Below are 26901 nucleotides of genomic sequence, written 5' to 3'. Positions count from 1 at the left end.
CTGCGAAACGAACCATTCACTTTTAGAGAACTTCCTGCATACTAAAACTATCACGATGAGGATATCGCTATGCGTAAAGCACGATTCGCCTAATACCAGTTAATCGACGTTCTGAAGTCTGTTGAAGCCGATTGCACTGTAAAGAAGTCTGCCGCGCTTCTCAAACTTCCTATTTATCGGCGATACCCTATGGATAAAGAATAAAAACATAAGGGGTAGTAGGAATTAAAATTTCGTCAGCCATTAAAAATCATCTCGGTAATGTGGTCTTTACGAGCTTTACAAGTGGAGTCGAAACGCGCGATGGCAATCACGGCAGCGTGAACGGTCATGCCCATTATGGTTTTGACCCAGCCGGTAAACTTGACTAGCTTGACAGTGGGGGCAATGAACAGTAAAGCTCGCTATGAGACAACTTCAAAAGCCTGATTATGCTTCAATACAAAAAAATTAAGAGTATTACCTGTTTTTGAATATTTATGGGAGCGAAAGATTGTTAGAAAGGGAACAATTATTTAATTTGAAATATCGTGAACATAATTAATATTTTTCAAGCTGGCTCAGTAGAGGAAGAACGACTACGAATACTAAATTTTGATGCGACCCTCGTATCACTATGAGTAATTGATAGAGAGTCGCTAAATAATTTAATATTCTAATTGATTCATCGGTCTAACTTGACGCCAACAATAAATCAAATTTTTAAACCGTTGAGTGACGTCCTCAATTAATTCATCATCAGTGTAACGATTTTCAAGCCACAACCTCGATGGCTCTCCGAAAATGGTTCTTCCCACTGCAAAACCTTTGATTTTCTTGTGAGGAGCTGCTGTAGTAAAACTTGCTTTAATCTGCTCTTCAGGAGCATCTAATCCAAGAATGACGATTCCACGGCAATCCGGATCGTTCTCATCGATGATGAGACTTAGGCGCTCCCAGCTTTCAGTAGATTGAGCCGGTAACTTCCACCAATCCGGCTTAATACCGCGTTGATAGAAAGAGGTCAGAAGAGTAGCGTAATGGTTTTCATCTTGGTCAGCATGATTGGGTAAGATCACTTCGAGGAGCAATTCATGGCCGGAAAGGCAGCATGCCTGCCATACCTGATCAACGAGTTCGTATTGATGTGTTGCAATATCGGTAGGATCATCGGGATGGCAAAAAACTAAGCATTTCACAACATGATCTTTTGGCCAACTGATTAATTGGCTACCAATATTGCCGTGTTCAAGACGTAATGGGTAGGATGACGGTTGCTCAATAGGTCTACCTATCCACCAACCTTGACCTGTTATTGTATTGAGTGCAGCTTGGCCATATGTTGTATCCGCCAAAATACCACTATTTCCTTGTAAACCCGTCTCTTTAGCCGCTTTTTGTGCCGCCTTGAGGAGTAACGCTTTAAGTTGAGGAATTCTCGATAAATCAGTTCCCGATTCCTGTGCCATATCTTCCAACTGCTTACGATGGTCAAAAGCAAAGACACAAAGGTCCGGCCACTGTTGTTTGCGGGTCGTAACTCTATGGAGATGATTTAATCCGGAGTCATTGTCTGGACGATGGACCGACTCAGCTCTCTCGAGGTAATTATCTAGCTCACGAGCAGTTGGCATTGCCGGGGCGCAGCCATGGCGAGATACGACCAGTGCGCCACAGGCATTAGCATAACGACAAGACTGCTCCCAGCTTTCATTATTTAAATAGCCACGAAGTAGGCCCGACATGAATGCGTCTCCTGCCCCCAGTACGTTTAGTACCTCTACTTTAAAACCAGTGTGTAGAGGGATATCTTCCCAACTATTCGGCACTATATCTTCAAAGACAGAACATCCGAGGGGGCCACGTTTACAGACTAAAGTTGCTTGAGTTAATTGGCGAACACGTTTAAGGGCTTCAAGTGTATCAGTGCTACCACCGGCGATATGAAACTCTTCTTCTGTCCCGACAATTAGGTCGAAGTGGTGTAGTACTTCTTGTAACTGAGCAGTAACCACATTATTAGAAATAAACCGTGTCTCACCGTCTCCCAAAGAGGTCAATCCCCATAATACTGGGCGGTAATCTATATCAAGAACTCGGCGTAATTGATTTTTTTTTGCATAGTTTAAAGCAGTAAGTACTGCTGCACGCGTATTAGGGTGTGAAAGATGAGTCCCTGTTATGGCTAGCGCCCGAGCAGATGCGATATAATCTTCATGAATATCTTCGGGAGTGAGTGCCATATCGGCGCAATTATCACGGTAAAATATTAGTGGGAAAGTGTCCTGATCTTTGATACCTAGCAGTACCAGTGCGGTAAGTCTTTGCGAGTCAGTAATAAGGTATTGAGTGTCAACACCGACTCTTTCAAGCTCTTCACGTAAAAAACGGCCCATATGTTCATCGCCAACGCGTGCAAGCATACCTGAGCGTAAACCTTGAATTGCTGTGCCATAAGCAACATTTCCAGATGAGCCACCAAGATATTTCGCGAATGAACTGACGTCTTCCAGTCTAGCGCCGATTTGTTGGCCATATAGATCGACGCCAATACGCCCAAGACAGATAACATCTAAAGCAGCTTTAGATCGATGATTCATTCTCCATTCCTCACTGGTCGTTATTTAAAAGTTTTTATTTCAATATCCATAACTATGGAATAAATATTTCATTAGGTATAGGATAGCGATCACATAATTCTCTTTACACTAAAAAAAAGGCCTAGTGACTAGGCCTAATATTTCATTCCGTAATCAGAGCGAGTTAATGTTGTCTTTAGGGGGTCGTGCTGAAGTCTGTGAGTGAATATTCTTATCACCATAAAAACGCTGCATAACGATATCTTCGATTTTCTCTAACGATACACCTGCTGTCTCTGGCACATAACGCCATGTGAAGAAAAACATACCTAATGATGAAATAGAGAAAAGGAGTAGCGGGAAGCCGCCATGGAAAATGTCTAACAAGTAGGTGTTACTATTAAGGACTGGGAATACACTACTGATAGCAAAGTTAGAGAATGACATCATACATATTGAAATACCGACGCAAATGGCGCGAATATCGGTAGGAAATATTTCCCCTAGTACGGTCCACACTATTTGCCCCCAAGTAATTCCAAAAAATAGCATAAACCCAAATAAGCCGATCACTGCCGCAGGTCCAGTAAATTGCAAATAAAAGGCAAAGAAGGAATAGGCTAAAAAAAGAGTTGAGGCTAATGCACCTAAGAGTAATAATTTACGGCGACCAATACGGTCTAGTAACATCATACCGATGACGACGCCGACAAACTGAGATATGGAGAGTAAGAAGGTAATAAACAGGGCATTACTGTTCGAGCCAGTAACGCTTTTTAATAATGTTGGGCCAAAATACTGAATCACATTTATTCCACTTAATTGATTCCCTACCGCTAATCCGATACCAATAATTAAAAGAGGGACAGTCCGTCTATTTAATGTAAAACTAATTTTTTTACAGGAATCAGTGGAATTTAAGGATTCCTTGATTTCATTATATACAGAGCGTGCATGATCCGCGTTAGAAATTCGCGTTAGTGTTTTAAGTGCCTCACTATCTGCACCACGGAAGACGCTCCAACGTGGTGACTCGGGGATAAAAGCGACGAAAATCAAGAACAATACGCAAGGAACTATAGCTGAAGAGAGGATAAGGCGCCATCCGCTCTCGACCATTTGTGGGTGGTCTATAGCATTGGTAATAAAATAGTTAGTGAGGAGCACTACACTTTGTCCGCCGACACAACAAATAGAATATAGGGCCGTGGTTCTTCCCCTGTACTTGGAAGGGGCTAACTCAGCTAAATAAATGGGCGAGATAACCGATGCTAGTCCAATTGCCAGCCCTGCGACCATTCTAAATAAAATAAAAAAGAAAAAATTTGGAGCGAGTGATGTCCCAACTACCGATGCCGCAAATAATATGGCGGTAATCATTAGAGATTTCTTACGTCCTAGCTTATCGCTAGCTTTAGGTGCAACAAAACAGCCCACCAGACTGGCAATTTGAATATTGGATACAGCCCATCCCGTTTCCGCGGGTGTTAATTGAAAATATTCGCTTAGAGGTTCAATCGCACCGGAAATGATTGAACTATCGTAGCCCATGAGTAAGCCGCCAAATGCGGCTACGGTACAACAGAGCATTAAATAGACTAAATTGTAGTGCCTTTTAGGCTTATCCATTCTCTTACCTCATCTATTACGTTCGTACATTCCTAGAAACCTTGTTGAAAAGATGAACCGGTATTCCAAAAATGCCATCAATTGAAATTAAGATTCGGTAATGAAAATAATGAATTATTATTTTCATTTATGTGATTTTACCTACACTTCCCGAATAATTGTCTCTTTGGTGTAAAGTGAAACCTATGCAACATCATGATTAAAATCCTGTTTTTAATGAAGATAGGTCTTTTTTCTTTTCCAATTGTGAGCTATGTAAATATTTATTCTAAATATGGAACGAGTAAAATAGGTGAGGGATTGACTCCCTCGATGCTAATCTGTCACAAAGTTGCTGCTAATAACTTAGGAAGATGTGGCGTTTGTTCGATTAATTGCATCGTCATAAGACTTTGAGTGAGTGGAATCGGAGAAGGCGTCTGGAGACGTATTGCGCTAGAGATACTGCGGTAGTATGCGTCGTAACCACCTCGTAAGTTCGGCAGCGGTCTCTTATCAACTTGATTTTCCCCACCGGTGAACCACACTCCCAATTCAGGGTCTAGTCCCCAATCGTCGTGGCCGGGCTGCATACCCTTCACTAGCTGTTCTTCTTGCTTGTCTTGGCCGAATTTTACATAACTGCCTTGTGTCCCTTGTAGGCGAAATCTGGGCGGGGAAGAGGTTGCTAACAGGCTGCCTTGTAAGCTGACTTGCAGGTGAGGGTATTGATAAGTTGCCTGAAAAAAATCGACATTCTTTGCATGGTCACGTTGAAACCCGAGATTCACTGCACCATATTCAGGCTGACCGAATAACATAACCATCTGATCGACGAGATGAGCGCCCAAATCGTACCATGCCCCGCCCCCTGATACTGCCTTTTCACGCCATCCCGCCTCGATGGTCGGACGATTGAATGTGTAGTTAGATTCGAAATAGCGTAATTCTCCCAGACGTTTTTCGCGAATCAGCTGTTGAACGGTGAGGAAATCGGCATCCCAACGACGATTCTGAAAGGCACAGAGTAGTCGATTTTGCTGTTGGGATAATGTGACCAATTGCTGGGCTTCTTCAAGCGTTACCGTAAAAGGCTTATCAATCACGACATGCTTACCTGCTAGAAGTGCGGCCTTTGCTAACGAAAAATGGCTCTCATTAGGAGTCGCTATCACGATGAGATCGATATCTTCCGCTTCGATGATTGCTTGAGACTCGGTCTCTACACGGTATGAATTTTGTGCATTCTCTTGAAGGGATCTTTGGCAAACGGCTTGTAGTCGTAGATGGGGTTCTGCGTCGATTAATGGGCGATGGATATGTTTTCCTGAAAAGCCAAACCCAATGATCCCAACAGCAATGGATGTTTCTTGCATGATATTTCTCTCACTCGCCAATTCAATAGGTAGATAACGCCAAAGTATATGTAAGAGGAAACTCTCTTTTAGGCGACTTGATGAAAGAAAATTATCGTTTCGTTTCATCAAACCGACATAACTGTGACGCAGACTGGATAATTTACGATTCAATATATACCGGCAGGGTCGTGTTTTCCTGTGTGTTGGATTAGAAAAATGTCATCGATCACAGAAATAAAAATTTCAAATATTATCAATTGAAATCTTTAAACCTTAACTGTACGGTTAATTTTATTCCCAGCCATACTCATGATCATCGACGCCTATCTTCGCTAATGGCGTTTTTCTATGACTTACTCGAAGGAAAAAAAGATGGAGATTGTTCAAAACTATATTCAAGGACAGTGTCATCAAAGCCAGAGCCAAGAAAGCCTGCCAATATTTAATCCTGCTACGGGAAGTGTGGTCCGTAAGGTGGTACAAAGCTCTCAAGATGAAATGCTGGCCACGATAGAGAGCGCCCACCGTGCTTTCCCTAGTTGGTCTACTACCTCTCCCCTTCGGCGTGCACGGATACTCTTTAATTTTAAGCATCTCTTAGAAGAGAATCGGGACGCGATAGCGGCGTTAATCAGTGAAGAACATGGGAAAGTACTCTCAGACGCTCAAGGTGAAATTACACGCGGCCTCGAAGTCGTTGAGTTTGCGTGTGGTATTCCGCATTTACTTAAAGGCGAACATTCGGCGACGGTTGGCAGTGGTGTTGATAGCTATTCCTTAATGCAGCCCCTAGGCGTCGTTGCTGGTATTACACCCTTTAACTTTCCAGCAATGGTTCCGATGTGGATGTTTCCTGTTGCGCTAGCGTGTGGCAACACTTTTATTTTGAAACCACCTGCTCCGGCTCCTTCTGTAGCCATACGTCTAGCCGAGCTTCTAACGCAAGCAGGCCTTCCCGATGGTGTGTTTAATGTGATCCATTGCGGTAATGATGTCACACAGTTATTGACGACAGATCCAAGAATCAAAGCGGTGAGTTTCGTAGGATCTTCTGCGGTGGCACAACACGTTTATTCAACGGCGAGCGCCCACGGCAAACGGGTTCAAGCATTTGGTGCAGCCAAAAATCACGCTATTGTGATGCCTGATGCGGATCTTAAGACCGCCGTCAGTGCCATTATGGGAGGAGCATTTGGCTCCGCAGGAGAACGTTGCATGGCACTACCTATCGTAGTGGCTGTTGGCGATCAGGTTGCTGATGCCTTAGTGGAAGCATTAGTTCCACAAATTCAAGCTCTACGTATTGGTCCCGGGGTGTGTTCGACGGGAAAAGAAAACGATATGGGGCCTGTAATCAGCAAACAGCATCAACAGAAAGTCTTAGGATATATTGATACAGGGGTTGCTGAAGGTGCTCAGTTGGTAGTGGATGGAAGGGATTATTCTGTAGCGGGGCATAGTGATGGTTTTTACGTCGGCGGGACACTTTTCGACCACGTATCCGCAGAGATGACGATCTACAAAGAAGAAATATTTGGTCCGGTATTAGGCATCGTGAGAGCGCCTGATTTTGAGACAGCATTAAGACTAATTAATGAACATGAGTTCGGTAATGGCAGCGCCATTTTCACCCGTAGTGGTTATTACGCCCGAGAATTTAGTCAACGTGTTGAAGCAGGTATGGTGGGAGTAAATATTCCTGTTCCTGTTCCGGTAGCCTTCCATTCATTTGGTGGATGGAAGCGGTCAGTGTTCGGCGCATTGAATGTACATGGTCCTGATGGCGTGCGGTTCTATACCAGAATGAAGACTGTTACCACGCGTTGGCCAGAAGGGCAGCAAGGGGCTGCAGAATTCAGTATGCCGACGCTAGGCTAATTTACTGTCGAGGTATTTATGGCAAAGCTCTTGAGTAAAGCGAATTCAAAAGAATCCAAACATCTTCATCATATCACTCCGGAAAATGCAGGGTGGGAGTATGTAGGGTTTGATGTCTGGCATCTTTCTGAAGGTGAGATGATTACTCTTCCCGCAGATGATCAAGAACGCTGTGTTGTATTGGTAGCAGGGTTGGCAAGTGTTAAGACGCCAAATGAGTTTTTCCCTCGTATTGGAAAGCGGATGACTCCATTTGAACGTATCCCACCGTGGTCAGTGTATCTCCCTCATCATACAGAAACGCAGATTGTTGCGCTGAGTGAATTAGAAATTGCAGTGTGTCAAGCACCGGGATTTGGCGATCTCCCCGCTAGAGTGATTGCAGAGACTGATGTGCAAGTGGAGCATCGAGGAAAGGGGCGTAATCAGCGATTAGTTCACAATATTCTTCCGGAAAATCGGCCAGCTGATAGTTTGTTGGTGGTTGAAGTTTATACGCAAGAAGGGGATACCAGCTCATACCCCAGCCATAAACACGACACGCCTATTGATGGACAAGAGACCTATTTGGAAGAGACTTATTATCACCGGATAGATCCCCCGCAAGGGTTTTGCTTACAACGGGTTTATACCGATGACCGCGAGTTAGATGAGTGCATGGCGGTTTACGACCGCGACGTGGTGAAAGTACCTCGTGGCTATCACCCTGTCGCAACTCTAGCGGGATATAACAGTTATTACCTTAATGTAATGGCTGGACCTGTTCGTAAGTGGTTATTTACTTGGGAAAAAGACCACGCATGGATAAACACTGAACACTATTCATAATCGCTAGCGTTATTGTCGGGCTACGCTAAAAGTCACTGGTCTTGCTAGTGACTTTCTTTTTCTTCGGGGGATTTATGGCGTCATTAACAATAGAGGCTGTCTCACAGCAAGAGCAAAAGTATCGATTAAAGCATCTGACCTTTGAAGATGCTTGGCAAATTGGCGTATTCATACGTAATAAAGCGCAGGTGGAACATTTGCCTGTAGCGATTGAAGTGTGGGCATTTGGACAGCCTCTCTTTTTCAGCGCGCTGTCAGGCTCAGTGATTGATAATATCGAGTGGATGAAGAGAAAGCGTAATACTGTCTTACGTACTGGACACTCATCCTTATTTATGGGGTTAACTTATGCACAGGCTGGTCAGCCGATGGAGAACAAATCTTATATCGATCAAGCCGAATATTGCGACCACGGCGGGAGTTTCCCCATCCTTCATGAATCTGGCGCAGTGTTAGGGGCGGTCACACTCAGTGGTTTACCTTCAGAGCAGGACCATATTTTAGCTATCAGTGGCCTTCAACATCTGTTAGACGCCCGAGATGCGATATTATGAAAAAAGACCATATTCAGCTGGGTATAGCCCCTATTGGCTGGACCAACGATGACCTGCCAGATCTAGGGAGCGAGAATACGTGGCAACAATGCTTGAGCGAAATGGCTTTAGCGGGGTATCAGGGCTGTGAAATAGGCGGACAATATCCAAAGGATGTAGAGGTTCTGCGCAAAGCGCTCGATCTGCGGAACTTACAAATTTGTAATTCATGGTTTAGTACGTGGTTCGCAGATGCTCCGCTCAAAACAACGGTTGATACTTACCTCCCTTATCTGCGTTTCTTACAGTGTCTTGGTGCAAAAGTGATTGGCTGTTCTGAACAGAGTGGCAGTACTCAAGGATGTACAACGCCGATGTATGGACAGCGACCGCAGTGGAATAGCCAGCAATGGAGAAAAATTACCGAGGGTTATCGTCAGTTGGCACTGATTGCGGAAGACCATGGAATGAGAGTTTGTTTACATCATCATATGGGCACTGGAGTACAAACACCTGCGGAAATCGATCGTTTTCTCGATGCAACACCGGATAGTGTCTCATTGCTCTTTGACTCCGGGCACATTTTTGCCTCAGAAGGCAGTCAGCAAGCAGTAGAAGACGTGTTAAGGAAAACATTACCTCGCGTGGCACATATTCATCTTAAAGATTGTCGTCCTCAAATCATTGCTCAAGTTAAAGCCGACAATCGCTCATTTCTGGCGGCCGTCAAAGCGGGCATATTTACCGTGCCCGGCGATGGCATTATTGATTTTAGGCCTTTATTCACTGCGATTGATCACAGTAGTTATCGAGGTTGGATGGTGGTCGAAGCAGAGCAAGATCCTGCGCTGGCCAATCCATTGGAGTATGCAATAAAAGCTCGTGATTACCTTCGTCAACATGCAGGGATTTAGGCAAGGAAAGAGATTATGCAAGACAATTATACCAATACTCTAAACAATAGCCCCTTCAAACTGGCAGCGTGTGCAGAGATGTTGTACACCGAGTTACCTTTTGAACAGCGTGTTAACCAGTTAACGCAAGAAGGTTTTTGTGTCGAACTGTGGGATTGGACGCAAAAAGATCTCTCCTCATTAGCAGAGAGTGGGGCAACCTTCACATCGATGACAGGCTATATCGAGGGTAATCTCCTCGAGCCTCAAGGAATTAAAACGCTGCTTGATACGGCCGAGCTTTCTATCCATGCGGCTAAAAAGATCAATTGTCGCGCATTAAACCTCCATGGAACGGGGCTCGGTGAGGGGGGAATACCGGTTGTACCCTTAGAAACGGTTTGCGGTGAAATGTGGATACGTGCGTACAAAACGTTATGCCAACTAGCCGCGCTGGGCGAGCGTTATCAGCAATTATTTATCTTAGAAAATCTTAATACAGCAGTGGACCATAAGGGGACGCCTTTTGCCCGAGCTATTGATACCTTCACATTAGTCTCTGCAGTCGATAGCCCTTGGTTGAAAATGAATCTTGACTTATATCATGCGCAAATTGGTGAAGGTCAACTGATTGAATTGTGTCGAAAATCATTACCTTATCTTGGCGAGATCCAAGTTGCGGATGTACCTGGTCGCCAAGAACCCGGTACCGGTGAAATTAACTACCCCGCCATTGCCAAAGTACTCGGGACATTAGGGTATGATGGAGTCATTGGATTGGAAGCTTTCCCCTCACAGACAACGGCCATTGCATTGAACCGCTTTCGAGATGCCTTTACGCTTAGCTAACGACCTAGGCCCCATGGTTGGGGCTGTTTTTATACTATGTATTAAGAGAATTAAGTATCTGCACTGCGCAAAGCTAAGGACACAGCAAGAGTTTGCGCAAGGCTCATCGAAGCGACTTGAGAGCGAAAGCCATCAAGTTGAGCCTCTCTTACGGCAAAACACACGTCACTGAACGCCGCTAAGGGGCTGACCATACTGTCGGTAATAGCAATTTGGCGTGCGCCTCGCTTGGCCCCTAGTTCAACCAGTTCGAGGACCTCATTAGAATATGGTGAATAGCTAATCGCGACAACGACGTCTTTAGGGCTGACCATGCTGAGTTGTTCAGTGAACATGCCTCCCAATCCATCGATCAGGAAAGCTCGACGTTCAAGGTGGCGTAAAGCATAAATTAAATAGCTCGCGACACTAAACGACCGTCTAAGACCAATGACATAAATATTTTCTGCTTGGTCAAGTATGGAAATAGCCTGGCACAGTTGCTGTTCATCGATATGTGTTGATAACTGCTGTAAGGCCTGACTATTAACAAGCGCAAACATATCTAAAATTTCTTTCGGTTTTTCGGGAGGACTTTCATTACCGATATTAATTCTATTACGGGATATTCTTGCTCTTTCTGTATAGCTAGCCGTTTCTTCCATCAAATGTTGACGGAAGACTTGTTTCATATCATTGAAACCTTTGAAACCAAAAGCGTTGGCGAAACGGATAAGCGTTGAGGGGGGAACCTCGGCATTCTGGGCAATAGAAGCTACCGTATCGAAAGCGACATTATTACTGTTATCGAGTAAATACCGAGCGACTTGCTTGAGCCGCTTACTTAGCGAGTCGTACCGACTGCGTATATCATCCTGTAAAATTGATAATTGGGTTTTCTGAACCGACACAATGCTTCCCCTGATTTCAAAATGAGAGAATAACCGACATAAAATGAAATTATTGTTCTATTTTATATCGGTAGTGTAACGGACTAACTCGTTAGGCTCAAACTGTCACTATGGCGATTTAGTAGGGTCTAGCGCGTGTTAACTGCTGTTCAAGCTTTACGGCTGCTTCTTGAATAGCGGGGTTGGACGAGACACGTGCTGTACCAACATGCCACCAACTCATATAACCATGGGCCATTGTTTTCGGTAGGACTTTGATGTCAATCAAGGTTGAACGCGTTTGGTTTTCCGCATCTTTTAATGCCTCAATCAACTCCTGTTCATTTTTTACTTCGTAAACTTTACAGCCGTAGCCCTCGGCTATTTTTGCATAATTTATGGGGATCAATTCGCCTTGCGGGAAGACCGAGGGTTCATGATGATAGCGAAATTCTGTACAGAAGCTTCCCATGCCTTGGCCCATCTGTAAGTTGTTGATACAACCATTGGCCATATTATCAAACAAGAGCACATTGATTTTTTTGCCCATTTGTAGCGAAGTGACTAGCTCAGAATGTAGCATCATAAAGGAGCCATCGCCGAGTAAGGCGTATACCTCATGGTCGGGCTCTGCCAGTTTAACGCCAAGTGCCGCATTGACCTCATATCCCATGCATGAATAGCCGTATTCAACATGGTAACTATTATTCCCTGGGCTTTGCCAAAGTCGTTGTAAGTCACCGGGTAGGCTTCCCGCGGCAGCCACTACGACGTTTTTTTGCGGAATACACTGATTAATGATACCTAGTGCATGGGTCTGCAATAGCGTTGTACCATGAATCTTCTGAACCTCCTTGAAGAGTGTATCAGTATCCATACTGTCTTTGACTTCTGGTTGCGGTATGTCTTTGTCAGTATGAGGATGATAGAGTCGTTGGAGTTCATCAGTGAAACGTTTTTTTGCCTCTACAGGAGTAGTCTGCCAAGAGTGCGTAAAGGTTGTGATTTTTTCTGATAATCTTTCTAATACGACCTTTGCATCCGCTACCACTTGGATACCATCCAGTTTGTAGCTATCAAATCGAGAAACGTTAATGTTTAAGAATTTAACTTCCGGGTGTTGAAATATCCATTTTGATGAGGTGGTGAAGTCCGTATAACGGGTACCCATCCCAATCACTAGGTCAGCCTCTTGCGCTAATAGGTTTCCTGCTAAGGAGCCTGTTTCACCTACTCCCCCCATATTTAGCGGATGTGCCGATGGGATAGCGCCTTTTCCTGCTTGCGTTTCCACAAAGGGAATTGAAAACTGCTCCGCAAATTTAAGTAAAGCCTTATTAGCTTGCCCATACTTTACCCCTCCGCCGCAGACAATTAAGGGGGTGCGGCTAGCAGTAAGGAGGCTTATGGCTTGTTCAAGTTCTTGTTCGCTCGGTAGTCGACGGCCAGGAGTATGTACGCGTTTCGTGAAGAAACTTTCAGGATACTCGTAGGCTTCGCCTTGTACATCTTGTGGCAGGCATAGTGTAACAGTTCCCGTTTCAGCAGGGTCCGTCAAGACACGCATGGCATTGATACAGGCTGACATCAACTGTTCTGGGCGCACAATACGATCCCAATATTTACTCAATGGCTTAAATGCATCATTTGTTGAAAGGGAAAGGTCATGAGGTTGTTCTATTTGCTGAAGAACGGGGTCCGGTTGGCGGCTGGCAAACACATCTCCTGGTAAAAGCAAAAGAGGGATACGATTAGCTGTAGCCGTCCCAGCTGCAGTCAACATGTTTGCTGAACCAGGGCCGACAGAGGCGCTACAGGCAATAATTTTTTGCCGTAAATGCTGACGTGCAAAACCTATGGCGGCATGTGCCATCCCTTGTTCATTACGGCCCTGCCAAACTTTAAGGTGACCTGGGTCTTCCTCTAATGCCTGCCCTAAGCCTAAAACATTGCCGTGCCCAAAAATAGTGAAGACCCCTTCAACAAAGCGTTCACAGCGGCCATCAATATCAATGTATTGATTATTTAAAAATCGAACTAAAGCTTGGGCCATCGTTAAGCGAAGCGTTTTCATATCTCGTCCTATAATTTTTGCCTTTTATAGAAAATAAGTTTCATTTCTAAAAAAAACAAAAAATTTATTTAATCTTGAGAGGAGGGTCATATCTTTAGCGTAATATAAGCACGAAACTGTGTAAGCTGGCTTAAACGTTAAGGTTAAATGGATAGGGTATTTTGAGAGAGTTATAAATACTTCCCCTAAGCAATCAGAAGGGGAGGAAATGCTTTAGCGTTTTCTAAGTACTCGAACCAGTGCAAGCAGAGCTAACAGAACTAATGAATCTAACAGCACTGGCAAGGGTGTTATTACAATAAAGAGTACTTCATTTCCTTGTTGCAACAATTTAACTCGCTCAGCACTATTCGGGTGATTTATCCTTGAAAATGTAGGCGAACGTATTGTGATACTGACACTATTTATGCAGAAGGTCATTGCTAGCTAACGATCGGCATCGAGGCCTTTGTACCGTGGCTCTGGCCAACAATCGCTCTACTCCTCGTCATAATGAGGTTATTAGGATAGGTTATCGTTACGCTTGCTTTTCAATCTAGAGTAATTCGCATGCGGTAAAAATTAAGAGGCCTAATAGAAAAATGTCTCTATTGGCCTCTTAATCATTCAAGTTTTAGATTCGCATTAGCTTACTATTTCACTCATACGTCGCACCAAAATTCGTGAGAACCTGCCGCTATGATGCTGAGATTTACAGGTTAGTATTGCGCATAATATCCTTACGTAGCGAATCTACAGCTTAATTTTTATCCGCACCCAGCCATTCTGAAGCATGAGTAGATTGGCGGGCTTTCTCAACCTGTTCACTGGATACGTGTTGAGCAGCGTTCCCCCATCTATTGCGTATATAGGTCATCACATCTGCAATATTGCTATCAGAAAGTTTCCAGGCAAACGCCGGCATACCTGCAGCCGTCGGATTAGCATGGGTGAATGGTCCTTGACTGCCATTTAGCACAACGTTAAGCAGGCTGGATGCATCAGCTGAGTTCACCTGCGCATTACCGGCGAGCGATGGAATCATGTTTCTAACCCCTGACCCATCCGAGAGATGGCAGGCATTACACTGTGATTCATATATTTTTTTACCCACCAACATCGCGTTCTGTTGGCTATCAATCGCGGCAGGGATGGTGCTCTGCGATGCGGGCAGTGAGTGCAGATATTGCGCGATAGCGTGCAGATCGCTCTCACTCATATATTGAGTTGAATTTTCAATCGCTTCAGTCATCGGGCCTGATGAGGCAGTTTTGCTATTAGTCCCAGCGCGCAAATAGTTGACGATATCTTCGCGACTCCAGTGACCCAGACCTGTATGGGGATTTGGGGTAAGATCCGGTGCAAACCAGCCCTGTAAAGTCCCTCCCTGCAAATAAGCGGAAGAATCACCCCCTAGGAGGTTTTTTGCCGTATGGCAAGACGCACAGTGACCTGCACCCTCAACCAGATATGCGCCACGATTGACCTCTGGGCTCACTTGCGTGTTTTCCTGGAATACCTGATCCTTGAAAAATAGTAGGTTCCAGCCCGCGAGTATCCAGCGTTGATTAAATGGGAAAGGGAGTTGGTTTTCCACCACCTTATTACTTACTGCAGGTATAGTCCGAATATAGGCCCACAGGTCTGTTAGGTCCTGATCAGTCAATTTGGCGTAAGCATTGTAAGGCATCGCCGCATATAGGTTACCGTATGAACCAACACCATGACGCACTGCACGATCAAATTGCTCTTGAGTCCAGCCACCAATGCCGGTTTCTTTATCTGAGGTAATATTCGAGGACAGGATGGCACCAAAGGGTGTCTCCAATTTATAGCCCCCCGCAAAAGGTTGCCCACCATCTTTGGTGTGACAGGCGGTACAGTCAGATAAGCGCGCGATATACTCTCCCCGTGCTATCTGGTCCTTAAGGCCAGCACCCTCTTCGATCCTTACGGTTTGAGGGTAGCGTTTGTGTAATCCGTATTGAACCAGTCCGGTATAACCTATTCCTCCTACCAAGACTACTGCGCCAACCGCGAGTGCAATACGTCGTAATTTATTCGCCATCACGTTCTCCTTAACTGACCAGTGGGCCTGGGTTTTTTATGTAATCGTTAACGATGGCATGTGCCGTCCATAACGTTAGCGCACTGAGTGTAATAGTCGGATTATAGCCACCGTTGTTCGGGAATGATGAGGCGCCCAGCACGAACAAGTTGTGCGCGTCCCAATGCTGCTGATAACGATTCAGTACCGATGTAGCAGGATCTTTACCCATGACCGCACCACCGATAGTATGCGAGCTATCGTAGGCTCGGAACGGAGAATTGTGCTTATCCGGGAAGGCTTCCGTTTCCCAACTACTGGCACCAGAGACTTTACAAATATCTTCAATACGATCGCGGATATAGCGCGCCATTAAACGGTCATTCTGGTTATAGTCGAATGTAAGCCGTAGTAGCGGCTGACCATTGGCATCATTATAATTTGGATCTAGAGAGAGGTAAGAGTCACGATGGGAATAGGATGTGCCCTGCCCTTGGATCTTGGCGTAGTTTTGGTAGCTTTTTTGAAAAGCCTTTTTCCATTCTGAGCCCCACATTTTGCTATTAGGTGGCAAACGGTCAGTCATACTCAGTGGTGTGCCTTGGTCAGAGAGCGCCTGAATCCCGGCACCGCCGAGGAAACCTAAGCCAGAATGGTCAAAATTATCGCCGTTAAAATCGTCAATTTGGGTAGAAAGCGCACCGGTCGAGATAAACGGATTCATCTGCTCATTTTCATAGTAGAGATAGCCCATCGACATGGTCTGATAGTTGTAGGCACGACCCAATGTCCCTTCTCCGGTAGCGTGATCGTAGGCTTGACCAATTTTAGACAGCAACAGCAAACGCACATTATCTAACTGGTATGCCGAAAGACAGACGATATCCGCTGGCTGAAAACCAGTATTGCCATCAGAATCAAGGAAGGTCACACCAGTCACCGTTTTTCCATCTTCCGCTTTATCAATATGTAAGGCAGTACATTCCGTCAGCAAGGTGAAATTGGTGCGATCCATCAGCGCGGGTATAACACAAATGTTGGGGGATGATTTCGACCAGTTACCACAACCATAGAAGCCGCAATAGCCACAGTAGGTACAGGGCGCAAGGTTAATACCAAGCGGATTAGTATAGGCAGCCCCGATCGTACCAGCCGGTATTGGGAAAGGATGGTAACCCATTTTTTCTGTGATCTGATGAAACTTATCGTTCCAATGGGAACGTACCAGCGGTGGAGTTGGATATTCGCTACTGCGACTGCCTTCAAACGGATTACCACCCGCCTGTTTCTCTCCGTTCAGTACGCCGGCCTTCCCGGAAATACCGGCAATTTTCTCGATGCGATCGTAGAACGGTTCTAGTTCCGTATAGCTAACCCCCCAATCCTGAACAATCAGGCCATCGGCCAGTGGCATGTTATTGTAACGATCACGTAGGCGCGTGGCCATTTCAAAATCAGATGGATTAAAACGCCAGGCATTCGCTGCCCAGTGCTTACCGGCACCCCCCACGCTGAAGCCCATCTGAAAGGCATTCCAGTCGCGTGCGGGTAGCGCTTTCTGACTGCTATCATTACGAAACGTCAGGGTCTCGACGCTCGGGGGTTTTAAAATCTCACGACGGACCCCATAACGGAGTTCGTCAGCGGCAATCGCTGGGGAGAAATTAGTCTGAGTTTGTTCCCAAGGACCACGTTCAATCGCGACAACATTTAATCCGGCACGAGTCAGTTCTTCTGCCATAAGAGAACCGGCCCAACCAAGGCCGACAATAACAGCATCAGCTTTAGGTCTGGTGTAATTCATATTTAACCTTTTTTAATTAAGCTTTCAGGAGGTCGATAATACTGATAGGTTCAATATTGAGTTTCTGTCCTTTCAATCGTACATAGTCGCGATAATCGTAGCGTGCACCAGGGAAACCAATCATTTTCCAACCCACCATGTTACGGTTACCACCATAAATTGGATCAGCGAGAAAGCCCTCCTGAACATTGCTGAGTAATTGACTAAAAAAGCCTTTGGCAGAAAGCGTTGCATAAGTGAACTGGCCAGCTTCCATTTTTTCCAGATAGCTGTCTTTAGCCTCGTCATCTAATTCAGTAAATGATTTCCCTAACAGCTTCTGACAATGGACATCTAATTCAGCCAACCCCTTGCGATATATCTCTGCAGGGGTCAAAGGTGATTGATTCCCCTGAGAAGCAGTGCCATTTTCAAAAGGACCCACATTGTATCGCCAGTTAGCTCGGCCGTAGGCGCCTGCGAGTTGGTTATCGATAAATACCACACAGCCTGCTTGAGAGGCACTAATACTGAGTTCATCTGCAGGGATCAGGCGATCGAAAATCGATGTTACTAACTGAGATTCACGCTCGGTGAAAAATAGTCTTCGAGTAGGATCGGCGGGAGTTGGAGGGGGGGTTTGCTTAGCACGCCAGAGTTTACCTCCCGACAATACATTGTCTGCGGCCCCTGCGGGTTTAAATATAGATGCAGCGGTCCCTGTCATGGCAAGAACCATCCCGGTTTTAATAAAATATCGACGTTCCATACGATGCTCCATAGGAGTAGAGTCACCGACTACATGAAAACACGCTCACTTAAAATGAATTATACGAGTTTATCTAATAGACAGTGTTGTTTTAGATTCTGAGTAGAAGCGTGAAGAGACAAAGTGACTGACATTTCTCTTCAATAAAATACCGTCATAGTAGTCAATGACAGCGTAATACATTAGCTAACCTTTAGGTGAGACCGTTTGATCCAAAATTCATCGTTACGTCAGTCTCCCCTTTTATTGGCAACACTATCGAATAACCAATTAATCGCTTCAGTAAGCTGATTCCAGCCAATAAGCTTCCAAGTCGAAGTCTGTGCTTCATCAATATCATTAATACCACCAAGCCGAACTGTAATTACTCATTATTATCACGTATTGCCTGCATGGCATCAAAAGCCAGTGCATCATTCTTGCAAACCAGCACATCCATTCGCTATCTAGACGGCGTATCACGCAGGTAGGTAACCACGACATTGTATGCTTAATCTCAATCATACCGTTGTACTATCAGTGCCGCATTTGTCGAATCGCCTACATTACCGAGGATACTCCAGCCAGCGCTACTGGGTTGTCTACGGTTGATTTTTTCACTTTACTTTGTTGTTTTTTTTGCTCAAGGTTAATCACACTGGTTCATAAAGTATTAATCCCATAGCTTAAATCAGCCTCTTCATATCTCCAAATCAGAGGATGTTGATAAATATTTTATCCTCAGATTAACTGTCTTGATAACAATATGTTACGATTATGTGTATTTATGATATTGTTGGCAAGCACCTTGTGTCTAGCGCAGCGCTATCAAAAAACGAGGAGCCTATCACATTAACTCGGATATTTTATTTGAATCAAATAGCTAAGTTAAAATTATTAATTTCAATAGAAATAATGGTGTACTGTTAAAATTTGTAATTACGGGCAGTTGTGGTGAGAGAAATTGGGTCAATGCGCGTGTGCGGCCAAAAGATAAAAACCGGCAATACTCACTTGGAAATATGAATTCATTGTCGTCAGGTTTGATAGAGTCATTACTCGATGGAAATGCTTTGCACTAAGATTTTGTACGTTGCCCTGAACAGTGATGCACCCATTGCCTTTTCACCATCAAGATAGCGATAGTTGAAGCATAATCGGCTATTGTCTTACATACTACGGTAAACCATTCTTTATCAGTCCACTCCACGAGAAGCGGTTATTGGAATGCTGAGCGTCTACAATAAAGCTACTGTGTGACAATACTGATTGTCGGGAAATACTTCTGGACAGAGGTAACACATTCCTACCAGCCGGTCGAAACGCCACAAGGTTAGCAACTTAATACCACAGGCCTTTTATCAACCAAAATATTCAATAGGTGCTGTGAAGGGGCGAGTCGTGATGTCGGCTGGGGGAATAACGATAAAAACCATTTCCAAAGTGGCGACTATTTTCAAAGTACGCGTACCAGATCCCTCCATTTTCTATGTAGGGTAGTGCGATTTCTTCAGGAACATAAGCCAGTCCATACCCCGAAATGGTAGCATCAAGCACATGAAAAATGACCGTCAACTCGAACCATAATATCCTCACCCTCTTCGTCGAACCACCATGCGTATAACGTTACAGAGATAGGAAAGCGAAAGTTGATACAGGTATTGTTCACTCTCCTTAAAAGGATCCACTCTCATAAGCACCCTCTGTGAGGGTGACCCTTTATTATCGAAATATCAGAAATACTTCTCCTGAACAGCAGGGAGGGAGTTAAGAACGCTGCCGGTAAAGTGTCGTGTGTCGCGTCTCTTTGCTCATCATTAGCGCGATCAATGTCAGCACAGCCATTGATGCAAGGTAAAGGCCGACCGCGAACAGTCCCCATTTGGCATTTAGCCACGTCGCAATATAAGGCGCCACAGAAGCACCCAGTATTGATGCCAAGTTATAGGAGAAGGATGCTCCAGTGTAGCGAACCTCGGTGGGAAAAAGTTCGGGTAACAAAGCCCCCATTGGACCGAAAGTTAAGCCCATAATTGTTAACCCAAGCGTCAGGAATAGCATTACCAACCACTGTGACCCGCTGGCCAAAATAGAGGGAAACAGTAAAGCGAAAACAATGATCAATAGGGTAATCGCGATCATCGTAGAGCGACGACCGAAGCGATCCGCCAAGATCCCGGCAATAGGGATCGCGACACCAAATCCGATCACCGCCACCATTAACATCCATAAAAAACTATTCCGGGAAAAGCCCAGTCCTTGCGGTGCAGGGGCCGTGCCATAGCTCATGGAATAAACCGTCATGATATAAAATAGGGTATAGGTCGCCAACATGATAAATGTGCCTAATACCATTGCCCTAAAGTGTTTACTAAACAATGTACCGATAGGCAGGCTAACGTGCTGCTGTGACTGTTTAGCTTGAGTAAACACCGGGCTTTCGTGTAACGATACCCGCACATAAAGCCCAACAATGACGAGGACTGCTGACAGGATAAAGGGTACGCGCCATCCCCACTGCATAAACTGTTGGTCGGTCAGCAACCAAGAGAGCAATAAAAAGGTGCCATTAGCAAAGAAAAAGCCGATCGGTGCGCCCAGTTGTGGGAAAGAGCCATACAATGCTCTTTTTTTTGCTGGCGCGTTCTCTGTTGCGAGTAATGCCGCTCCCCCCCATTCGCCACCAAGCCCTAGTCCTTGGCCAAATCGAGCCAATGCCAAAAGCAGTGGTGCAACCACACCAATGGTTTGATAGCTAGGGAGTAAGCCGATAACCACCGTAGAGACACCCATGGTGACTAATGATGCGACCAAGGTTGCCTTACGGCCGACTTTATCGCCGAAATGGCCAAAGAGTGCTGAGCCAATCGGGCGGGCAATGAAGGCAATAGCGAAAGTCGCTAACGACTGTAACGTTGCAACGGTCGGATCACCCTGCGGAAAAAAGATATGCGGAAAAACGATAACCGCTGCCGTGGCATAAATATAAAAATCGAAGAATTCAATTGCCGTACCGACTAAAGACGCGATGATCACTTTATTGCGTGAATTGATGGGGGGAGCCTGCTGAGCAGCTTCTGCCAGAGTTTCTGAAGTTTGCATAATTCCATTTTCTTATTTTTGTTACATCGGAAAATCATATTACGCAGGCATGCCGCATGGTTCAATTAACTGACACGCCGCCGCACAGGCTCTATAGCGAATAATCGTAGTGACAGGGCATTAGACAAACGAAGTTATCTGGGAATAGAGAATAAGCTGGTGGGATACGCTAAAAATAGGCTAAAAAAAATAGTTTATTTAATTTAGCCTATCGTCAGATTAATGCGTTGTTGGCGCGTTATCTTCTTTTGTTTCAGCAGCAGGAGGATTGGCTGTCGCTATCCATGCCGCGCAGAATAGCGTTAAGCGGGCAAAGAAATAAAAGAAAGCCATTAACCCTAATACTGAACCGAATGCCGCGCCCGACGGTGAGGAGGCTAATTTAGGTAAGGTAAAGGTCATAATAAACTTAATCAGCTCGAAACCTATTGCCGCTAATAAAGTGCCACGGAAAAGGGCTTTTTTATGGGGCTTATGGCGAGGGAGTATCCAGAAAATCCAGAGAAATATTAAGTAGTTACATCCTATTGATATACACAACGCGCTCACCGTGATCAGAGGGCGTAACCAGCTGATATGATCTAATCCTAATGCACTGATGATTGTTGATTGTGCAGAACCGGCAATGGAGTTGAGTGAAACGGAAATCACCAACGCTATCACTAAGCCAGTTAGCGAGATGAAATCGCGTAAATACTTATGCCACATTTTCTCCTGATCCTTCGGCGCGCGTTCCCACACGTCGCGGGACTGGGCACGAATGGCTTCGCGAAGATTTCCTACCCAGCTGATCCCTGAATAGAGGGCCAGCAATAATCCGGTTATCCCCACAGTGGTACGCTGTTGAATAGCCGTATTAACAGTATTTTTTAATGTTGAGGTCAGGGTTGGATCACTAATACTATTGACGATTTTATCAATTAACTCTGAAAGCAACGCTTGGTTTGAAGCCAACACAAAGCCGAGCGCCGCAAAGGAAACCATTAAGATAGGAATTAATGATAGAAAGGAAAAGTAGGTGATTGCGGCACCGAATTGGCTTCCTAAGCGATCATTAAAGCGCTCAATCGCCCGTAAAAAGTGGTCCACGGGTTTAAGGGAAGTAAACCAAATATAGAAGCGTGAAGCCTGCTTAATGGAGTGATCCACCGAGGTATTCCCCGTTTTAATTGGGATCACCGATGCTTCGTGGTCTTCGTTATCCTGCTTTGAATTATTTTTTGTCTCAACCATAAAAATTCCATCATTGTGGTTTGGGCGTTAAAGGTCTTTTTATTACAGTATAGCTTATGCTTCGCTGTTGCCTTCGCCGAGAGGTAATGCTGCCGTCATCTGAAAATCTTGCGGGGGGATCCCCGTCATTTCGCAGGCCAGTTCACCAGTACGGCGCAATGCATAACGGTAGCGCTCATCAAAAGGATAGCAGCAGGATAAGCGTAGCGCATGGTGATAGTGGTCGCTGAGGGAATAGAGCGAGCCAGGGGTAACACAGATACGTTCATTCAATAACTGTTCGAACAAATCAACGGTATTAATTTTTCCGGGCAGCTCTGCCCAGAAAACGAATCCACCTGTTGGTCGAGTCGCCTGCGTCCCTTCCGGGAAATAGCGCGAAATCATATCTCTGACCTTATCCATATTGCTGGCATAGCGCCTGCGCAGTGAGCGTAAGTGGTGGTCATAGCCGCCATTAGCGATAAATTCGGCTAAGGTAGAGGTTAAGAGAGCCGACTCGCCTAATGTGCTCAAGCCTTTTAGGCGAGAGATTGCATCGTGAAAACGGCCCGCCATCATCCAGCCAATACGAAAATCCGGCGCGAGGGTTTTGGTAAAGCTGGTGCAGTAAATGACCCAACCTTCTTTATCAAAGCTTTTCACCGCCGGTGATTCCGGAGTGTGAAATTGTAACTCGCTATAAATACCGTCTTCGATTATCGGTAATTGATAATGTTGTGCTAACTGCGCCAACCTTTTTTTATCTGCGACAGAGGAGGTAAAGCCTAATGGGTTGTGGACCGTCGGGATGGTGATTAGCGCGGAGATCCGTTTCTCTTTCAACATCAATTCGAGCACATCCATTTTGATCCCTTTTCGAGGATCCGTTGGGATCTCGACGGCTTTCAATCCCAGTTCTGCCAGTAAAGGAAAAAGGAAGAAGTAGGTCGGGCTTTCAACGCCAATACAGTCACCGGGAGAGGTGACGACCCGCAAGGCTAATTGAATCGCTTCTGAACAGCCGTGAGTAATAATGATCTCCTCGGCGGACAGCGATAAGCCCGAATAGAGGGCGCGCTTGGCGATTTGTTCGCGTAGCGGTTCACCATTATTAGGCAGTGCATATTTAGAAATGATGTCAGGCCGTCTGCGTAATAGCGAGGCGGCAATTTTTGTCAGCTTAGCGGTGGGGAAAAAGTCTTCATGCTGAGGGCAGGCGAGGGAAATATTGGTGTAAGCCGGATTACGCTGAGCGGCGAATGCCGCCTCGATTAACGCCATCTTTTCCCGTCCGAGTTCGCGAGGCTTTAGCTGCCTGGGTGCGGAAGTAGCAACCTCTGCGAGTACACTGCGTACGTAAAATCCTGACTGAGGCCTAGCTTCAACCAACCCTCGATTCTCTAGGCGCTGCCATGCCGCAAGCACAGTATTGACACTCACTTGATGGGTTTCAGCAACACGTCTAATGGCGGGTAGCCTCTGTCCTGCCTTGATCTTTCCTTGGTGAATTAAGGTGGCGAATTCGTCGGCAAGCTGCTGATAGCGAGTCGTGACCTCTGTCATGGATACACCTTGTCGTCAGTTTAATGGGTACAATTCACTTTAACTGAAATTGTACTCATTACAATAAGTCTTTTTTGTCTCTGTTACCCTTTTTATCGCTGAGGTAGCATAGCCCCACTCTTTATTTGCAGGACACTCATCATGCTTGATCCCTCTTACATTAGTTATGTTGTCGTTATGTCGGTCACACCTGGCCCGAATAATGTGATGTTGGCGACCTCTGGGGTTAATTATGGTTTGAAGAAGACCTTACCCATGGTACTAGGGATTATTGCTGGGTGTCTGGTGCAACTGCTCTTTTCCATTTTAGCCTTTGAGCAACTCCTCCATTGGATGGCGATGATCCGTATACCGCTGACGCTAGCAGGCAGTGGATATTTATTCTGGCTCGCATGGAAAATTTTCCGTTCTGCTGCGCCCGAACTGACCCAAGCTTCGACACCGATGAGTTTTTTTGGGGCCGTCTTGTTTCAGGCAGTAAACCCTAAAGCATGGCTAATGTGTTTGAACGTTGCCCTGGTCTACGCGGCCGACATTCCGTTGAGTTGGATGTTACTTAGCTACGGCTTGATGACGCTGCCTTGCGTGATTATCTGGGCGATGCTGGGCGATAAGATGAGTGGCTTACTGCAAGATGCCAGTAAACGCTGGGTCTTTAATAGCGTGATGGCGTTGACGCTGGTCATGACAGCAAGTTGGATGCTGGTAGAAGTGATCATGGCATAATATAGACGGCCTGCCTAAGCAGGCCGTTTTCTATCACACTGAAAGAGGTTCACCTTCGGTGATAGGTAAAGGGCTAAGCGTAACAGTCGCTTGCACACTCTCCGGAGTCGGATAATCAAGTGCTAACACTTCGCTTGTATGCTTCAAGACCTGCTCAGTAGCCTTTTCATCATCGTTAAGCGCAGTTTTCCAGTATGGGATCAATTGCTTGATCTTCTGTTGCCAGCTTTCTGACGCGATCTCATCCTTAAAGATTCTCCCCATCACCTCAAGCATCGCTTGCGCGGCGGTTGACGCACCCGGCGACGCTCCGAGTAGTGCTGAAATTGTTCCATCTTGCGAGGTAATAATTTCGGTCCCCAGTTTTAAGGTACCTCCTTTACTTCCATCGTTTTCAATCACTTGAACACGTTGACCGGCAACGACTAAACGCCAATCTTCCGCCTTCGCGTGAGGAACATATTCACGTAGCGCATCAAGGCGATCTTTATCGGTAAGCAGCACTTGCCCGATAAGATACTTCACTAGGCTGAAATTACGCGCCCCGACTTGCATCATCGGGACAATATTATTTGGCGTCATCGAGCCAAACATATCGAGTAAAGAGCCTTGTTTTAGGAACTTGGTAGAGAACGTGGCGAAAGGCCCAAACAGCAGTACCTGTTTACCGTCAAGGACGCGAGTGTCGACATGGGGAACCGACATAGGCGGTGCTCCGACACTGGCTTTACCGTAAACCTTAGCTAAGTGCTGCTGGACTAACGCTTGATTTTCGGTCACTAAGAAGGAGCCACCGACTGGGAAACCGGCGAACTTTTTCGCTTCCTCAATTCCAGTTTTTTGCAAAAGAGGGAGCGCACCCCCGCCCGCGCCAATAAAGATGTGTTTCGCGGTCACCGTACGCGAGGTGTTATTCATCAGGTTTTGCAGCGTGACTTGCCACAAGCCATTCTCTAAGCGCGTAATAGTGCGGACTTCTTGGCGTAGGGATAAGGTGAAATTATCGCGTTGACCTAAGCTATCAATAAGTTGTTTGGTTAACTCACCGAAATTAACATCCGTACCGAAAGGCGAGTGGGTCGCCGCCACTTTCTCTCCCGGTCGACGCCCTTTCATAATCAATGGTGCCCACTGTTGGATCGTTTCGGCTTCATCAGAAAAGGCCATGCCACGGAATAAGCAACTGTTACGTAAACTCTCTGCGCGCTTTCTGAGGAAATTGACATTGTCGTCTCCCCACACAAAGCTCATATGTGGCGTGGTGTTAATAAAACTGCTCGGTTGGCCTAAGCGCCCTTGTTCGACTAACGACGCCCAGAATTGACGAGAAACCATAAACGCTTCGTTAATTGAAATCGCTTTAGTGATATCAATCGAGCCATCTGCGCGTTGCGGCGTATAGTTCAACTCAGCCAACGCCGAGTGGCCAGTCCCAGCATTATTCCAACCATTTGAGGACTCTTCGGCAACGCCAGGCAGGCGTTCTACTATCTCAAGACGCCAAGTCGGTTCAACTTCTTGCAGAAAAGTACCCAGTGTGGCGCTCATGATCCCCGCGCCAATCAATAACATATCGAGGGGAGCTGAGTCGGGTACATTAGCAGTCATAGCGTGGCTCGCACTCATTGAGAGGGAGAGGTGTAATGGTGATTTCGACATGAGGCAATATCCTCTTCTGTAAGACGCCGATCCGCTTACAGCGTGGTGACAGTAAATGAAGCTCTCGGTAAGATACCGATAAATATAACATTTCCCTGTCTAATTTAAACATCGGATTTGAAGTATTTTTCGAAAAACGGCCGCAGTCATTTTCGCTAAAAAACTAGAATTCTCTGTAAATTTTTAAACGATAAATCAATAAATTATTCATTTATTCTCTTATTATTGGCACGCTCGGCATTATTATTATATGTGTTGCTAATAATTACTCTTTTATTCCATAAGCTAATGATAATTATCATTATAATTATCGTCTTATCGTGAATGTGATTTATGTCACATATCGGTTAATTAACTGTTAAATTTAACACGTATTGATCACGATGCGTTGGAGATAAAACGCCGCCAAATAAACCGTATCAGTAAGTACTCGAGCGTCCCGAGAAAGAGAAACCACAAGGCAAAAACAATGGTATAGAGCTGATTAAGGTCCATAAGATGGAACCATTGCATGATGGATTTGGCCACGCTAATACCGAACGTCGGGGCAGGCAGCAACAGTGCCGAAAGAAAGCCCAGCAATAAGATTCCAGCGGGGATAAAGAGCGTTTCAAGCGGATTTTTCATAGGG

At 45.4% G+C, this 26901-nt stretch carries 20 protein-coding genes; 6 read left to right on the top strand and 14 right to left on the bottom strand.

All coding sequences use genetic code 11. The features are described 5' to 3' along the window. Positions 1-279: 279 nt before the first annotated feature. From HGT71_RS12020 to HGT71_RS12005, 4 genes are all read right to left on the bottom strand, one after another. Positions 280-408: an IS1 family transposase gene (locus HGT71_RS12020; RefSeq protein ID WP_214218034.1), complete on the bottom strand. Its 129-nt coding sequence runs from the start codon at positions 406-408 to the stop codon at positions 280-282. Between the two features lie 239 nt (positions 409-647). After that, positions 648-2579, bottom strand: a complete 1932-nt coding sequence (locus HGT71_RS12015) for a bifunctional 5-dehydro-2-deoxygluconokinase/5-dehydro-2-deoxyphosphogluconate aldolase (protein ID WP_214218021.1) — start codon at positions 2577-2579, stop codon at positions 648-650. 153 nt (positions 2580-2732) lie between these two features. Next, on the bottom strand, positions 2733-4187 hold the full coding sequence (locus HGT71_RS12010; protein WP_214218020.1) for a sugar porter family MFS transporter: 1455 nt from the start codon (positions 4185-4187) through the stop codon (positions 2733-2735). 323 nt (positions 4188-4510) lie between these two features. After that, positions 4511-5542: an oxidoreductase gene (locus HGT71_RS12005; RefSeq protein ID WP_214218019.1), complete on the bottom strand. Its 1032-nt coding sequence runs from the start codon at positions 5540-5542 to the stop codon at positions 4511-4513. A gap of 354 nt (positions 5543-5896) precedes the next feature. On the opposite strand from HGT71_RS12005, the gene HGT71_RS12000 reads away from it, so the two are divergent. The 5 genes from HGT71_RS12000 to HGT71_RS11980 all read left to right on the top strand — a co-directional run bounded on the left by HGT71_RS12000 (position 5897) and on the right by HGT71_RS11980 (position 10505). Continuing rightward, positions 5897-7402: a CoA-acylating methylmalonate-semialdehyde dehydrogenase gene (locus tag HGT71_RS12000; RefSeq protein ID WP_214218018.1), complete on the top strand. Its 1506-nt coding sequence runs from the start codon at positions 5897-5899 to the stop codon at positions 7400-7402. An 18-nt stretch (positions 7403-7420) separates the two neighbouring features. Beyond that, complete coding sequence (iolB, locus tag HGT71_RS11995) at positions 7421-8230, top strand: 5-deoxy-glucuronate isomerase (RefSeq protein WP_214218017.1); 810 nt, start codon at positions 7421-7423, stop codon at positions 8228-8230. A gap of 74 nt (positions 8231-8304) precedes the next feature. After that, positions 8305-8784: a heme-degrading domain-containing protein gene (locus HGT71_RS11990; protein ID WP_214218016.1), complete on the top strand. Its 480-nt coding sequence runs from the start codon at positions 8305-8307 to the stop codon at positions 8782-8784. Further along, on the top strand, positions 8781-9677 hold the full coding sequence (gene iolE, locus HGT71_RS11985) for a myo-inosose-2 dehydratase (RefSeq protein ID WP_214218015.1): 897 nt from the start codon (positions 8781-8783) through the stop codon (positions 9675-9677). The genes HGT71_RS11990 and iolE overlap by 4 nt, the downstream gene beginning before the upstream one ends. A 15-nt stretch (positions 9678-9692) precedes the next feature. Then, entirely contained in the window at positions 9693-10505 is an 813-nt protein-coding gene (locus HGT71_RS11980; RefSeq protein ID WP_244986507.1) for a TIM barrel protein, read from the top strand. Between the two features lie 50 nt (positions 10506-10555). Here the strand turns inward: HGT71_RS11980 and HGT71_RS11975 are convergent, their stop codons facing one another. From HGT71_RS11975 to HGT71_RS11940, 8 genes are all read right to left on the bottom strand, one after another. Beyond that, positions 10556-11395 carry a MurR/RpiR family transcriptional regulator gene (locus tag HGT71_RS11975; RefSeq protein WP_214218014.1) on the bottom strand — a complete coding sequence of 280 codons (840 nt, stop codon included), beginning with the start codon at positions 11393-11395 and terminating at the stop codon, positions 10556-10558. A gap of 118 nt (positions 11396-11513) precedes the next feature. After that, on the bottom strand, positions 11514-13448 hold the full coding sequence (gene iolD / locus HGT71_RS11970; RefSeq protein WP_214218013.1) for a 3D-(3,5/4)-trihydroxycyclohexane-1,2-dione acylhydrolase (decyclizing): 1935 nt from the start codon (positions 13446-13448) through the stop codon (positions 11514-11516). A gap of 739 nt (positions 13449-14187) precedes the next feature. After that, the gene (locus HGT71_RS11965) at positions 14188-15495 is read right to left on the bottom strand and encodes a c-type cytochrome (RefSeq protein WP_214218012.1); all 1308 of its coding nucleotides are present in this window, start codon (positions 15493-15495) and stop codon (positions 14188-14190) included. 10 nt (positions 15496-15505) lie between these two features. Continuing rightward, on the bottom strand, positions 15506-17278 hold the full coding sequence (locus HGT71_RS11960) for a GMC family oxidoreductase (RefSeq protein ID WP_214218011.1): 1773 nt from the start codon (positions 17276-17278) through the stop codon (positions 15506-15508). A gap of 16 nt (positions 17279-17294) precedes the next feature. Continuing rightward, positions 17295-18026, bottom strand: coding sequence for a gluconate 2-dehydrogenase subunit 3 family protein (locus tag HGT71_RS11955; RefSeq protein WP_214218010.1), 732 nt, complete (start codon positions 18024-18026; stop codon positions 17295-17297). 1746 nt (positions 18027-19772) lie between these two features. After that, positions 19773-21107: an MFS transporter gene (locus HGT71_RS11950; protein WP_214218009.1), complete on the bottom strand. Its 1335-nt coding sequence runs from the start codon at positions 21105-21107 to the stop codon at positions 19773-19775. A 219-nt stretch (positions 21108-21326) separates the two neighbouring features. Beyond that, positions 21327-22340, bottom strand: a complete 1014-nt coding sequence (gene yhjD / locus HGT71_RS11945) for an inner membrane protein YhjD (RefSeq protein ID WP_214218008.1) — start codon at positions 22338-22340, stop codon at positions 21327-21329. A 54-nt stretch (positions 22341-22394) separates the two neighbouring features. Further along, entirely contained in the window at positions 22395-23885 is a 1491-nt protein-coding gene (locus HGT71_RS11940; protein ID WP_214218007.1) for an aminotransferase-like domain-containing protein, read from the bottom strand. Positions 23886-24026: 141 nt separating this feature from the next. On the opposite strand from HGT71_RS11940, the gene HGT71_RS11935 reads away from it, so the two are divergent. Further along, the gene (locus HGT71_RS11935; protein WP_048912946.1) at positions 24027-24611 is read left to right on the top strand and encodes a LysE family translocator; all 585 of its coding nucleotides are present in this window, start codon (positions 24027-24029) and stop codon (positions 24609-24611) included. Positions 24612-24644: 33 nt separating this feature from the next. Here the strand turns inward: HGT71_RS11935 and mqo are convergent, their stop codons facing one another. Beyond that, positions 24645-26270: a malate dehydrogenase (quinone) gene (gene mqo / locus HGT71_RS11930; RefSeq protein WP_214218006.1), complete on the bottom strand. Its 1626-nt coding sequence runs from the start codon at positions 26268-26270 to the stop codon at positions 24645-24647. 378 nt (positions 26271-26648) lie between these two features. Beyond that, entirely contained in the window at positions 26649-26897 is a 249-nt protein-coding gene (locus tag HGT71_RS11925; protein ID WP_214218005.1) for a DUF1158 family protein, read from the bottom strand. Between the last annotated feature and the right edge of the window lie 4 nt (positions 26898-26901).

Origin of the sequence: Rosenbergiella epipactidis (assembly GCF_018494055.1) — a bacterium.
Taxonomy (GTDB): domain Bacteria; phylum Pseudomonadota; class Gammaproteobacteria; order Enterobacterales; family Enterobacteriaceae; genus Rosenbergiella; species Rosenbergiella epipactidis.
The sequence above is the reverse complement of the archived record's forward strand: the minus strand, read 5'-3'. Positions and strand labels throughout refer to the sequence as shown.

What these genes read in the sequence shown, in the direction of transcription:
- HGT71_RS12015 (WP_214218021.1), bottom strand. Translation starts at nt 2,579, where the DNA reads ATGAATCATCGATCTAAAGCTGCTTTAGATGTTATCTGTCTTGGGCGT.
- HGT71_RS12010 (WP_214218020.1), bottom strand. Translation starts at nt 4,187, where the DNA reads ATGGATAAGCCTAAAAGGCACTACAATTTAGTCTATTTAATGCTCTGT.
- HGT71_RS12005 (WP_214218019.1), bottom strand. Translation starts at nt 5,542, where the DNA reads ATGCAAGAAACATCCATTGCTGTTGGGATCATTGGGTTTGGCTTTTCA.
- HGT71_RS12000 (WP_214218018.1), top strand. Translation starts at nt 5,897, where the DNA reads ATGGAGATTGTTCAAAACTATATTCAAGGACAGTGTCATCAAAGCCAG.
- iolB (WP_214218017.1), top strand. Translation starts at nt 7,421, where the DNA reads ATGGCAAAGCTCTTGAGTAAAGCGAATTCAAAAGAATCCAAACATCTT.
- HGT71_RS11990 (WP_214218016.1), top strand. Translation starts at nt 8,305, where the DNA reads ATGGCGTCATTAACAATAGAGGCTGTCTCACAGCAAGAGCAAAAGTAT.
- iolE (WP_214218015.1), top strand. Translation starts at nt 8,781, where the DNA reads ATGAAAAAAGACCATATTCAGCTGGGTATAGCCCCTATTGGCTGGACC.
- HGT71_RS11980 (WP_244986507.1), top strand. Translation starts at nt 9,693, where the DNA reads ATGCAAGACAATTATACCAATACTCTAAACAATAGCCCCTTCAAACTG.
- iolD (WP_214218013.1), bottom strand. Translation starts at nt 13,448, where the DNA reads ATGAAAACGCTTCGCTTAACGATGGCCCAAGCTTTAGTTCGATTTTTA.
- HGT71_RS11965 (WP_214218012.1), bottom strand. Translation starts at nt 15,495, where the DNA reads ATGGCGAATAAATTACGACGTATTGCACTCGCGGTTGGCGCAGTAGTC.
- HGT71_RS11960 (WP_214218011.1), bottom strand. Translation starts at nt 17,278, where the DNA reads ATGAATTACACCAGACCTAAAGCTGATGCTGTTATTGTCGGCCTTGGT.
- HGT71_RS11955 (WP_214218010.1), bottom strand. Translation starts at nt 18,026, where the DNA reads ATGGAACGTCGATATTTTATTAAAACCGGGATGGTTCTTGCCATGACA.
- HGT71_RS11950 (WP_214218009.1), bottom strand. Translation starts at nt 21,107, where the DNA reads ATGCAAACTTCAGAAACTCTGGCAGAAGCTGCTCAGCAGGCTCCCCCC.
- yhjD (WP_214218008.1), bottom strand. Translation starts at nt 22,340, where the DNA reads ATGGTTGAGACAAAAAATAATTCAAAGCAGGATAACGAAGACCACGAA.
- HGT71_RS11940 (WP_214218007.1), bottom strand. Translation starts at nt 23,885, where the DNA reads ATGACAGAGGTCACGACTCGCTATCAGCAGCTTGCCGACGAATTCGCC.
- HGT71_RS11935 (WP_048912946.1), top strand. Translation starts at nt 24,027, where the DNA reads ATGCTTGATCCCTCTTACATTAGTTATGTTGTCGTTATGTCGGTCACA.
- mqo (WP_214218006.1), bottom strand. Translation starts at nt 26,270, where the DNA reads ATGTCGAAATCACCATTACACCTCTCCCTCTCAATGAGTGCGAGCCAC.
- HGT71_RS11925 (WP_214218005.1), bottom strand. Translation starts at nt 26,897, where the DNA reads ATGAAAAATCCGCTTGAAACGCTCTTTATCCCCGCTGGAATCTTATTG.